This window comes from Allobaculum sp. (genome assembly GCF_047010065.1).
Classification (GTDB): Bacteria; Bacillota_I; Bacilli_A; order Erysipelotrichales; family Erysipelotrichaceae; genus Allobaculum; species Allobaculum fili.
In genome coordinates, this window is the sequence record NZ_JBKXLD010000075.1 from 1 (window position 1) to 11339 (window position 11339).

12 protein-coding genes are annotated in these 11339 nt (G+C 49.8%); 9 read left to right on the forward strand and 3 right to left on the reverse strand.

What is annotated here, in order from left to right:
* A partial coding sequence (locus ACLUYS_RS07305) for an IS110 family transposase (RefSeq protein ID WP_412659488.1) occupies positions 1-660 on the reverse strand: 660 nt, incomplete at its 3' end.
* A 432-nt stretch (positions 661-1092) separates the two neighbouring features.
* The gene (rd, locus tag ACLUYS_RS07310; RefSeq protein WP_230268435.1) at positions 1093-1254 is read right to left on the reverse strand and encodes a rubredoxin; all 162 of its coding nucleotides are present in this window, start codon (positions 1252-1254) and stop codon (positions 1093-1095) included.
* Between the two features lie 477 nt (positions 1255-1731).
* Between rd and ACLUYS_RS07315 the strand changes: the two genes are divergently transcribed.
* Positions 1732-2088 carry a hypothetical protein gene (locus ACLUYS_RS07315; protein WP_412659489.1) on the forward strand — a complete coding sequence of 119 codons (357 nt, stop codon included), beginning with the start codon at positions 1732-1734 and terminating at the stop codon, positions 2086-2088.
* 226 nt (positions 2089-2314) lie between these two features.
* Here ACLUYS_RS07315 and ACLUYS_RS07320 read toward each other — a convergent pair whose 3' ends face one another.
* Positions 2315-3637 (reverse strand): FAD:protein FMN transferase, encoded by a 1323-nt coding sequence (locus ACLUYS_RS07320; protein ID WP_230268433.1) that lies wholly within the window; start codon positions 3635-3637, stop codon positions 2315-2317.
* A gap of 509 nt (positions 3638-4146) precedes the next feature.
* On the opposite strand from ACLUYS_RS07320, the gene ACLUYS_RS07325 reads away from it, so the two are divergent.
* The 8 genes from ACLUYS_RS07325 to ACLUYS_RS07360 all read left to right on the forward strand — a co-directional run bounded on the left by ACLUYS_RS07325 (position 4147) and on the right by ACLUYS_RS07360 (position 10928).
* Positions 4147-5457, forward strand: coding sequence for an RnfABCDGE type electron transport complex subunit C (locus tag ACLUYS_RS07325; RefSeq protein ID WP_412659490.1), 1311 nt, complete (start codon positions 4147-4149; stop codon positions 5455-5457).
* Between the two features lie 12 nt (positions 5458-5469).
* Positions 5470-6636, forward strand: a complete 1167-nt coding sequence (locus tag ACLUYS_RS07330; protein ID WP_412659491.1) for an RnfABCDGE type electron transport complex subunit D — start codon at positions 5470-5472, stop codon at positions 6634-6636.
* Between the two features lie 3 nt (positions 6637-6639).
* A complete protein-coding gene (locus tag ACLUYS_RS07335; protein WP_230268430.1) occupies positions 6640-7167 on the forward strand; it encodes an FMN-binding protein in 528 nt (175 codons plus the stop codon).
* 11 nt (positions 7168-7178) lie between these two features.
* Positions 7179-7877: an electron transport complex subunit RsxE gene (gene rsxE / locus ACLUYS_RS07340; protein WP_412659492.1), complete on the forward strand. Its 699-nt coding sequence runs from the start codon at positions 7179-7181 to the stop codon at positions 7875-7877.
* A gap of 3 nt (positions 7878-7880) precedes the next feature.
* A complete protein-coding gene (locus ACLUYS_RS07345) occupies positions 7881-8459 on the forward strand; it encodes an electron transport complex protein RnfA (RefSeq protein ID WP_230268428.1) in 579 nt (192 codons plus the stop codon).
* Positions 8459-8641 (forward strand): hypothetical protein, encoded by a 183-nt coding sequence (locus ACLUYS_RS07350; RefSeq protein WP_230268427.1) that lies wholly within the window; start codon positions 8459-8461, stop codon positions 8639-8641. Before ACLUYS_RS07345 ends, ACLUYS_RS07350 begins: the two co-directional genes overlap by 1 nt.
* 9 nt (positions 8642-8650) lie before the next feature.
* Positions 8651-8956 (forward strand): (Fe-S)-binding protein, encoded by a 306-nt coding sequence (locus ACLUYS_RS07355; RefSeq protein ID WP_412659494.1) that lies wholly within the window; start codon positions 8651-8653, stop codon positions 8954-8956.
* Positions 8957-9236: 280 nt separating this feature from the next.
* Positions 9237-10928 (forward strand): ammonium transporter, encoded by a 1692-nt coding sequence (locus tag ACLUYS_RS07360; RefSeq protein ID WP_412659493.1) that lies wholly within the window; start codon positions 9237-9239, stop codon positions 10926-10928.
* Positions 10929-11339 lie beyond the last annotated feature (411 nt).

The following is an 11339-nucleotide window of genomic DNA, read 5'->3' on the forward strand; positions in this document are numbered from 1 at the left end:
CTTGACGATACTGCACGATTTACGAATCCGCTTCTGTACTTCTTCCAGTACCGGCACCTCCGTGTCCAGCAGGTATTGGATAACATTCCTTGCTGATTCCCCTTCAACACCCGAGAAGATCAAATCAAGTCGGATATTGGCTTCGGTCAGGATATTTCGAATGCGACGGATATCGTCGCCTCTGACGTAAACCAGTTTTGTCCGCGTGCGTGACAGTCGTCTGGCTTCTCGAATGCGCCGTTCGGGAATATAGGATTCCCTGAGAAGGCCGTTAATTCCCAGTTCTGCGATCCACGCAGCGTCCTTCTGGTCTGTTTTCTGACCAGTGATCATCCGCACGTGTTTTGGATTGACTATATGCGGAATCAGCTTTTTCTCTTCACAGACGTTGTAAACCGGTGTGGAGTATTTTCCGGTGGATTTCATGTAGACATCGATCGGATCATGCGGCTGAGATTTCAGAATTTTCTTCGTCATCTCAAGAATCCAGTCACACATCTCAGAAAGATCCGTATGGTTGGATCTGAACTTTTTCGATTTGAGCTTGAGAACATCCACATTGGTTTTAGGATCTTTCACAGAACAGCAGACGCAGGCGTAGACATTGTTTTTATGAACATCGAGTCCGGCGCAGACGGACTTTTGAATCTGAATGGTCATGTCTAAGCTCCTTTCTGAAAGAAACAGGAACCAGAGCAGAGAAGTCGATTCTTTCTGTAAGAGCTCGCCAATCTGATGAAGCTGACGGCCTAAACAAAATGTGCAGACTATTCGTAATGAATTTCTATCCAAGGGTACTATTCGAATCGGCAGCGGCTTATAAAAAAACAGTCTCATGAAAGGTAAATAATTATCATTATGAATTATTTGCGTAACGTGCTTTTCCAGTGCTCTGGTACAAAGCGATTCTATCAGGAATCGAAATTGCGAAGAGAAATTCATTAAAAATAATAAAAGAGGGCTCAACGAGCCCTCATCCATATTTCAACTAACCAAGGGTGGGCCGCTGCGCGCGGGGGCCTATGAATGAAAAAAGAGCCTTCGTTTGGACGGCTGTCCAGACAAAGACTGTTTTTTTGGATGGGTTTGTGATTATTCAACTTTTTCGAAATCGGATTTCGAAGCTCCGCAAAGAGGGCAAACCCAGTCTTCAGGAAGATCTTCGAATGCGGTTCCAGCTGGGATGCCGTTATCGGGATCGCCGACCGCCGGATCGTACTCATATCCGCAAAGTGTGCAAACGTACTTGTCCATTGTGTATCTCCTTTATGTTTAAAACCACATAAAGTATACCATGGAACCGTTTGGTCAAAGTCCGAAAAGCCGCTGTTTTTACCGGGAGAGAAGGCAATTTAAAAATCGGCCGTCTCCAGAGAATGCAGAGGGGATAAAATCCGAAAAGTGCGATGGCAAAAAGAATTTAGAGACAGGGAATCAGAGCGCTGATCGAGGGAGCAGAACCGGACTCACAGTAAGACAAACGCATGCTGTACCTTTTGAACTTAGCGTTTTGTCCTGGGCAGAAAGTGCATAGAAACTGATTTCAAATCCATCAGACCTGAGGCCGTTAATTCGCCTCAGGTTTTCTTTTGTCTGTATTGCTGTTTCAGCTGCGATTTAAAAGCAGCCCTGCGCTAAATATGGCAGGAAAAAAGCCTGAATTCTCTTCCTGGTCTGGATTGGAATCCGCCAATCCGCCTGGTATCCTGGCATTAAACGGAGGAAAGAAAAATGTCCAATTCTGAGCCAATTCCAAAAATCGAGAAATACGAAAACATTGAAGTGCTGGTGCCTTCGCTGGATTTGATGGCGGGGAAAATTCTGTATGAATATCTCTTTGAAAGCAAAGGGGTAGTCCAGATTGAAATCGAACTTCTGGGTGATCAGTATTTTCGAGGATTTCTTCCCAAATGCATTCTGAATTATTATGGAGTCAACACCGATCCCAGCTGCGGAAACCGCGGACTGTATAAATACTATTCGTACCAGGATGTCATGGAGCACCTGCTTTTTTCTTTGGATCCGAAGACCCGCCAGATCGGCGAGCGTATATTTGCATATCGCAATCCTTACAGGACACTTGCCTGAAACCAAGTGGAAGCCTTCTCTTTGACTTACTCACCTTTCAAAGAGGCTTCCGTGATCGGTTCGCCCGTGCTCTTTAATCGCTCTGCCTGTAAGTCTTTCTTTTTCTGCGTGCTGGGTCGCATGCAACGTACCTTTGCAAAAACGGCGTTTCTTTCCGATCGGCTTTTATGCCGCAGGGAAGAAACGCCGTTTTATTACTGGGGAAAAGAATGGGCCAGAGAAGGGGTTATTTAGCTTTGAGCGTCACCAGATCTTTCATTCCATCGGTGAGATAAATATCGAAAGTATCGGTGGAAAGATCCGGGGTTACGTTCACGGTTCCTTTATCGACGATCCAGATGGCCTGCAGACCGATCTTTTTACAGAGAGCTAGGCCGTCTTCAACGCTCATGCAAAACAGAGCGGTCGACATGCCGTCGCAGTAGGCAGAATCCTGATCCACGACGGTAACGGAGCGCATGTAACGGGCTGGATAGCCGGTGGTCGGATCGACAATATGGGCGTAGCGCTGTCCGTCAATCAGGACGTAACGCTGATAGTCGCCGGATGTTACAAAGCAGGAGGGATCTGCAAGCGAGCAGGTGAGAAGGGAATCGCTGCCATCTGGATCCTGAATGCCGACTTTCCAGTTTTTGCCGTCCGGCTTGTGGCCGATCAGAACGACGTTGCCGCCGGCATTGATCAGGCCTTCTTCCAGACCGGCTTCGACCAGACGATCGGCAGCCAGCTGTGCGGTATAGCCTTTGGCAATAGCACCAAAATCGAGGGCGGCGTCTTCGCCGGTCAGCGTGATGGTGTTTCCATCGACTTTAACGCCGTTCACGGAATCTTTGTTGATGGCATCTTCGACTTCCTGTGCAGAAGGAAGGACAGGATCACTCTCGTCCATGACCGCTCGCCATAAGGCGGTGAGATTGCCCTGCGCCGGATCGAACTTGTTATTGACGGCATGAATCTGAAGGGCGTCGTTGTAGACTTCGATCATTTTTTCGTCCACTTCAAAAGGCGTATTGCGCGGGGCGTTATTGATCGTGTACAGGCTGACGACAGTATCGTCGGCTGGCGGGTTGACGGCATCAAAGATGGCCGAACATTCCAGAAAGGTATCGCGGACGATCTGAAGCCAGCGGTCAAAATCGGCTTCATTGCTGGTGGTCTTGAAGGTGACCGGGGTATCGAATCCGACATCAATCATCGTTGTCGAGCGCGACTGCACTTCGCCTTTGGATGCGTCTTTGGGCGAAGAAAGATATAACGTAAAGGAAATCGTCAGCGCCAGTACGCAGATGGCGGCAACTATCCAGGCACCGATATGGTTTTTGTGCTCTGGTCTGTTTTTTTCCTTTTCTTTATTGCTATCTTTATCGTTTTCCTCTAGATCGTTTTTGTTTTCGGAATCGTTTTTGAACTCGGATTTGTTTTGGGACGAGAAATTTTCGTTTTCGTTCTCTTTTAAATTTTCGGTATTTGTATTCGTCTGGGCTTCCTCTCCGGCAGCTGCAGGAGCGTCTGACGATGCTGAAGCGTTTTGATCGTTTTCGTTTGGCATAATTTTCTTTCCTATTTTATATGGGTAAGTATGGATCGTAAGCAGGGAACTCCGGGCAGGCCGTAAGAACTGCGAACTCGCCGAAATGGACGAATCCGTCTGGAGGTTCCGTTTGGTGTTCCGTCAGGGCGTTTTTCCAGGTTGCAGGGATAGCACCGGAATCTGCGCGAGGAGAACTGGTCTGTTTTGCAGAATGCGCAGGCAGACCGGTAACAGTATACCGGATTTTGAAACAGGGCTTCCGTTTAAGCAAGACTTCCCGTATGTCGAAAATTCGGCTCGACTCTGCAAATTTTCCATTCTGACGTCTGCAGGGAAAGGTCTGGGCATGCGCTTTGGCGCTCTGTATCGCTCTGTATGGGGAAGGCAAAGTCCTGGATGCGTTCGACAGGGAATCCACAATCCGCAGACACCAGATACGAATTGTCAAATAAATGTGTTAGCCGCATTTGATTTTCTATGCAATGGTTACTAAAATTGGGTTGAAATGCATTGAAAGGAAGAAAAGTATGTCACTTTTATTAGGGCCAATGTGTCAGCACATCCCTGGTAGAAAAGGATTGACGGATCACAGCGATGCGAAAACTCTCATGCCGAAAAAGGAAGTTTATATTCCTCTTTTCGCAGGCAACAATTCGCAGGTTGAAATCCTCGTCAATGAAGGAGACCACGTAAAGATCGGTACCCGTCTTGCCAATACCAAATCGGCATTTCCGGTTCCTGTTTACTCTTCGGTTTCCGGTATCTACAAAGGAACTGTCAAACGGCCTCATAACAGTCTGAAACCTCAGCCGCACATGGTGATTGAGCTGGATGCTGTCCAGGAAAAACAGCAGGCTTTTGAACCGCTTGACTGGACTCGCGCGAGTCACGAAGAGATGGTCGAATTTGTTAAGAACGCCGGTATCATCGGTCAGGGCGGTGCCGGCTTCCCGACCTACGTGAAGTATCTGAACGTGGAAAAAATCGACACCCTCATTATCAACGCCGTGGAATGTGAACCGTATATTACCGCGGACTACAAATGCATCATGGATGAAGTACAGGACTTCGTACATGGCGTGCGCATTCTGCAGAAAATGGCAGAAGTCAAAACCGTAAAAATCGGTGTCAAGAAAACGCACCCGGACCTGATTAACTACATCCGTGAAGAAATCAGCCGTGAAAACGCAGCCGGCATCGAAGTAACCCCTGTACCCGATGTCTACCCAATGGGCGGCGAACGTACCCTGATCCGTACGATTCTCAAGAGAGAATACGATCGTCTCCCTGGCGAATGCGGCGTTATCGTAAACAACGCGGAAACCGCGATTCTGGTTGCGCACGCTTTTGAAAACGGCGAAGCGCTCTCCAAGAAATACGTAACCTTCTCCGGTGAAGGGCTGAAGTATCCGGTAAACGTTTTTGTACCGGTCGGCATGTGCGTGGCGGAAATCATCGAACAGCTCGGCGGCTTCATCGAAAAAGTGGATTCGCTCAAGCTGATTGCCGGCGGTCCAATGATGGGCAAGGCCATGGTTTCCGATCAGATCTGCATTGACCGCGCCATGAACGCGATCACCGTTCTGAAAAACGAAAACGAGCCGGAAATGACCTGCATGCGTTGCGGACGCTGTACCGCACACTGCCCGATGGGCCTGCAGCCGGTTCGCATTTCCAATGCGGTCAAGGCCAACGACACCGTGGAAATGGAAAAACGCGGTGCGATGCTCTGTATCGAATGCGGCCTGTGCACCTATGTCTGCCCAAGCCACATTCAGGTTACCGAAAATGTCCGCAAAGCCAAGCGTACGCTGGCTATGAAGGCGAAGAGAAAGTAGAGGGATACGAGAATGAAATTTGCCTTTCATGTAAGCCCGAACCTTCAGTCGTCGAATTCCACGCAGAAAATCATGCGCAATCTGACCATTGGTCTTCTGATTGTGTTTGCGGCTTCCGATATTTATTACTTCGTTCGCTGGGGTGCAGCGTTCGGTCTGCAGGCGCTTCTGCTTCTGGGCTGCTCGCTGATCACCACCTTCGTGTGCGAAGCTATCTTTGCGAAAGTAAAGAAAGAGAACATCAAGGATTTCATCACCCACTCCTTTGGATGGGTAACGTCCCTGATTCTCGTTATGATGTGCCCGATCACCATCCCGCCTTATGCGGTAATTATCGCGACGATCTTTGCGATCGTATTTGGCCGTCTGGTGTTCGGCGGATTTGGATTTAACATTTTCAACCCGGCTGCTGTAGGCCGTGCAGTCATCTTTGCTTCCTTCTCCGGTGCAGCGACCGCGTCTCTGGTTACAACCAGTGCAACCCCGACTACGCTGATGGCCAACGCCTTCAACTGGCTGCCGGGAACCGAAGCGGCGCTGGATGCCTACCTCGATTCCGTAGGCGGATGGTCGAGCCTGTTCATGGGCTTCTACCCTGGTGCAATCGGTGAAACGATGTCTCTGCTGATCCTTCTGATCGGCATCTGGCTTATTGTCAAAAACGTCATCGACTGGCGTATTCCTGTGTTCTATCTTGGAACCATCGCGGTGATCGCCATGATTATCGCCATTGCGACCGGAATCGAATCCTGGCACGGTGTTCCCGGATTCATCTGGTACCCTCTGCTTCACCTGCTGACGGGCGGCGTTATTTTCGGCGGCGTATTCATGCTGACCGATCCGGTAACGATGCCGACCGTTCCATCCGGACGCATTTTCTTTGCGATGTGCGCAGCGGCCATTACCGTTCTGATTCGTGTAAAAGGCAACCTGCCGGAAGGATGCATGTACTCCATTCTGATCATGAATACCTTCACGCCGATGATTGAATCCGCTCTGGACGCTCCGCAGCTCAAACAGATGAAAAAGGCCTGGACCATGATTGCCTGCGCTGCTGTATTTGCCGTGTGCGTCGGCTTCTATGGTGCTACGGAAAAACCGCAGAGAGCCATTCCGTCTGAACTGAAGGAAACCGCTGTACTCGTAATGAATACAGAAAACGTAGGGAAGGGGGCGTAAGTCATGAAAAAAGACAGTCCAGCTTACCTGGCCATCTTCCTGGCCGTCGTTGCTGCCATCGCAGGCGGCGCGCTCTCCTTTGCCAACTCCATGACCGCTCCGGTCATCAAGTCCAATGATGAAAAAGCCGAAAAGGCTTCGCTTCTGGAAATGTATCCGGAAGCTTCCGTGGACGACTTCAAGGTCGTAGATACCGCCGACATCACACCGGACAACCCGGAAGTCGAAGGCGTTTACACCTATGAAGGAAATATTGTCATCTTCAAGTGCACTGTAGCCGGCTATGACGGCGGAACCACGTTCCTTGTCGGCATTAACAATGACGACGGAACGATCAGCGCCTTCAAGGCCATTTCCAACGGCGACACCAAAGGCATCGGTTCGCAGATTATGGATGAGCCGTTTGCGCAGTCCATTATCGGAAAGGATGCTGCCGGAGAACTCGATACCATTTCCGGTGCCACAAGAACTTCTCAGCCTGTAGTCGATGCCATTAACAAATGTGCAGAGCTGGCTTCTGAAGTAGAATAGGAGACCGTCAGATGAATCGAATGCAAAACTTCAAAAACGGTCTGATCAAGGAAAACCCTGTTTTCGGACTGTACCTTGGCCTTTGCTCTACTCTGGCCATTACCACAAGTCTTAACAATGCGATTGGTATGGGTGTTGCGGTAATCTGCGTTCTGATTGTTTCCAACATGATCATTTCCGCAATCCGCAAGCTTGTTCCCGACGATATCCGTATCCCGGTTTATATCGTCATCATCGCTACGCTTGTAAAAATTATCCAGCTGCTGATTAAGGCGTATGCCCCGGCTCTGGATACTTCTCTTGGCGTCTTCATTCCGCTGATCGTTGTAAACTGCATCATCCTTGGCCGTGCCGAAGCCTTCGCTTCCAAAAACGGTGTATGGGATTCCGCACTCGACGGTCTGGGAATGGGTCTTGGCTATCTGCTCGCCGTACTGGCCATGTCTCTGATCCGTCAGATTCTGTCCACTGGCGTTCTGTCCATGACCAACCCGTTCAACGAGGCGCAGACGCTCTTCTCCATTACTCTGATTCCGGAAAGCTTTACCATTTCTCTGTTTGGTTCTCCGGTGGGTGCCTTTGTTACCTTTGCCTGCCTGGCTGCTGCACTGACAGCCTATAAGAGCCATGCAGCCAAAAAAGAAGAAGCTGCCCAGAAAACACAGAAAGAGGCAGCCGCTAAAGCAGCGGCAGCCGGAAAGGCGGCTTAATGTATGATCGGTGAACTGATTGCTCTTCTGATCACTTCCGTTCTGCTCAACAACGCGATTCTGAACCAGTTCCTGGGTCTCTGCCCGTTCATGGGTGTATCCAGAAAGAAATCGAGCGCGCTGGGCATGGGCATGGCGGTTGTCTTCGTCATTTTCGCAGCCGGTGTTGTAACCTACGCGCTTTACTACCTGGTTCTTGTTCCTCTCAAACTGGAATACATGGACCTGGTTACTTTCATTCTTGTTATCGCTTCGCTTGTACAGCTCACGGAAATGTTCCTCAAAAAGAAGTCACCTGCTCTGTACAAATCCCTAGGTGTTTATCTGCCGCTGATCACGACCAACTGCGTTGTACTCAACGTCTGCCTGGTTAACATCTCCAACGGATACGACATTGCACACATGCTCGTATACACAATCGGTACTCCGTTAGGCTTCGCTCTGGTGCTGTACATCTTCTCCTGCATCCGCGAACGTCTCGATACCGCTGATGTTCCTGCCTGCTTTAAAGGCAACCCTGTCGCTCTGATCGTTGCCGGCCTCATGGCCATGGCCTTCTCCGGACTGACAGGAATCATTTAATGGATAACATCGGACGTATTCTTCTGGCGATCCTGTTTTTCGGAGCGCTGGTCGGTCTGTATGTCTTCCTGTTTCTTAAAAACAGAAAGACACCGAAGCCGGAAGGATGCGAAAATCTCACTCCGGACTGTTCGGGCTGCCGGGATCTCTCGTGCCCGAACCATCCTAAAGAAGAAAGTTGAGGTCACATGATGGTACAGGCTATTCTGATGATGCTCGTTCTGGGCGCCATTCTGGGCGCAGGACTTGGCGTCGCTGCCAAAGTATTCCATGTGGAACCCGATACGCGTGTTGAGTTTGTTACCTCCAAGCTGCCAGGCTACAACTGCGGCGGCTGCGGCTATCCAGGCTGCAGCGGTTTCGCGGACGCCATGGTCAGCGGAGATACCGACTCCTGGAAGTGCAAACCGTGCAAAGCGGATGCCAAAGCCGAAATTATCGACTACCTGAAAAACACACCGGGTCCAGACGGAAAAAACGTTACGATCAAAGGTTAATTTCGATACAGAATACAGAAGGACGCTGCGGCGTCCTTTTTTATATTCACAGTAGTGAAACCGCTTTTTCACCTGTATAAAATTGATTAAATCAAATAGTATCGCGGGGTTTGGGCATAGTTTGTCAAAAATATGTGAATTTCATTGGCCAGAAAGGGGGAAAAGGGAGTACTCTCTTCCCATCAGAAAACGGCAAAGGCGCCGAAACAGTTATCCAACGGCGGATAACAAGTTTCGGCGCCTTTTTCTTTTTCTAAAAAAATGAAAAGGAGGAACATATATGCTTCAGGAAGCTTTATCGCAGATCTTTCAGATCTGGTATCTGATCGGTGCCGCCCTGGTCTTCTTCATGCAGGCGGGATTCGCCATGGTCGAGGGTGGATTCACCCGGGCGAAGAACGCAGGAAATATCATCATGAAAAACACCATGGACTTCTGTCTTGGTACGGTTGCCTTTCTGCTTGTCGGCTACTCGCTGATGTGTGGAGCCGGCAATGGATTTGTCGGCTGGGGACTCCATCCGCTGACCGACTTTGGCGGCACGGACTGGTCCCTGTTCACGTTCAACCTCGTCTTCTGTGCCACAGCGGCTACAATCGTTTCCGGTGCCATGGCTGAACGTACGAAATTTCTTTCCTACTGCATCTACTCGATCATCATTTCTCTTCTGATCTATCCGATCGAAGCCCACTGGGTCTGGGGACCTGGCGGATGGCTGGCATCCCTTGGGTTTCATGATTTTGCCGGTTCGGCAGTTATTCATTATGTCGGAGGCACATGTGCACTGATCGGCGCAGCGATGCTGGGAGCACGTATTGGCAAATACGATAAGAACGGAAAACCAAGAGGTATTCCAGGTCATAACATTATGATCGGCGCCCTGGGCGTATTCATCCTCTGGTTTGGCTGGTACGGATTCAACGGTGCCGCCGCCGTAAACCAGACTCAGCTGGCAACAATCTTTGCCACCACAACCCTCGCTCCGTCTCTGGCAGCCTGCACCACAATGATCTACACTTGGATCCGCTACAAAAAGCCGGACGTAGCCTTGACTTTAAACGCAGCCCTTGGCGGTCTGGTAGCAATCACTGCTGGATGTGATGCAGTAAATGCTCTGGGCGCCTGCATCATTGGTATTCTCGCCGGTCTGGTTGTTCCATTTCTGACCTGGCTTCTCGATTACAAACTGAAAGTTGATGATCCCGTTGGTGCCGTTCCCGTTCACTTCGGATGCGGAATTCTGGGAACCATCTGCGTAGGCCTCTTTGCCTGCGGCACTGATTCAATGCCGGAAGCGGTTGGACTGTTCTATGGCGGCGGCTTCCATCAGCTCGGCATTCAGCTCCTTGGTCTGCTGACAATCGGCATCTGGACAGCCTGCACAATCGGCCTGACCTTCTTTGCAATTAAAAAGACAATTGGTCTTCGCGTATCTCCAAAAGAAGAGATCCGCGGTCTCGATATTGAGGAACACGGCCTGGCTTCCGCCTACGCAGGCTTCGCTATGGAAACCGAAGTTCTTGCTGATGACGAAAGCGAACCCGAACCCCTGTCGGCTTTTCCGGAAGCAGCTATCTCCGATGCGGTTCCTGCAGCTATTCTTGGGAGCGCGGAGAGCGGTATGCATAAAGTAGTGATTGTATCTGCCATCGATAAATTCGAACGTCTGAAAAAGGAACTCGAAAAAATCGGTATCGGCGGCATGACCGTATCCAATGTCATGGGTATGGGCGTACAGAAAGGCCAGCCTATGTATTACAAAGGCGCCGAAGTGCAGAGCCGGCTGCTGCCGAAAATGCAGGCCGAAGTCGTGGTATCCAAAGTGCCTGTAAAGGACGTTGTCAAAGCCGCGCAGAAAGCGCTCTATACTGGAAATATCGGTGACGGCAAGATCTTCGTCTATCCTGTTGAGGAAGTTGTTCGAATCTCGACCGGTGAAGCCGGTGCCAAAGCGCTCGATTACGAAAAATAATCATCTGATTCTCGTTCGAAACGAAACTTTACCAACAGCCGCAGACAGCCGAAAGAGTACAGTCACTTTCACATCTCTTTTTGAACCCTTCGTCAGTGAACTCCTTTAATTTGCACCCTTCAAACGATTCAGACGGCAGAAGATGCCGCAGCTCTTCCGGCTTGTCTCTTCAATACTCTGCGCGGCTTTGAGCATAATTCGGCCCTGGATTTTGTTCAAAGCCCAGCAGAAAAATATTGCAATCCTTTCAACATTTCATTTCTCAAATCTGTTTCTTATTCCAGGCAGAGCGGCAGCGGTTTATGCTGCCGCTCTTTTTTTCATTCATGGACCCCGCGCGCGGGATCCTATGAATGAAATGTGAAAGTCTTTAGATGATTTAAGGCACGACGAAAAGCCCTCCTTGCGAAG

Bases quoted from the DNA above. Each gene is read 5' to 3' on its own strand.
- rd (WP_230268435.1), bottom strand. From the start codon at position 1,254: ATGGACAAGTACGTTTGCACACTTTGCGGATATGAGTACGATCCGGCG.
- ACLUYS_RS07315 (WP_412659489.1), top strand. From the start codon at position 1,732: ATGTCCAATTCTGAGCCAATTCCAAAAATCGAGAAATACGAAAACATT.
- ACLUYS_RS07320 (WP_230268433.1), bottom strand. From the start codon at position 3,637: ATGCCAAACGAAAACGATCAAAACGCTTCAGCATCGTCAGACGCTCCT.
- ACLUYS_RS07325 (WP_412659490.1), top strand. From the start codon at position 4,147: ATGTCACTTTTATTAGGGCCAATGTGTCAGCACATCCCTGGTAGAAAA.
- ACLUYS_RS07330 (WP_412659491.1), top strand. From the start codon at position 5,470: ATGAAATTTGCCTTTCATGTAAGCCCGAACCTTCAGTCGTCGAATTCC.
- ACLUYS_RS07335 (WP_230268430.1), top strand. From the start codon at position 6,640: ATGAAAAAAGACAGTCCAGCTTACCTGGCCATCTTCCTGGCCGTCGTT.
- rsxE (WP_412659492.1), top strand. From the start codon at position 7,179: ATGAATCGAATGCAAAACTTCAAAAACGGTCTGATCAAGGAAAACCCT.
- ACLUYS_RS07345 (WP_230268428.1), top strand. From the start codon at position 7,881: ATGATCGGTGAACTGATTGCTCTTCTGATCACTTCCGTTCTGCTCAAC.
- ACLUYS_RS07350 (WP_230268427.1), top strand. From the start codon at position 8,459: ATGGATAACATCGGACGTATTCTTCTGGCGATCCTGTTTTTCGGAGCG.
- ACLUYS_RS07355 (WP_412659494.1), top strand. From the start codon at position 8,651: ATGGTACAGGCTATTCTGATGATGCTCGTTCTGGGCGCCATTCTGGGC.
- ACLUYS_RS07360 (WP_412659493.1), top strand. From the start codon at position 9,237: ATGCTTCAGGAAGCTTTATCGCAGATCTTTCAGATCTGGTATCTGATC.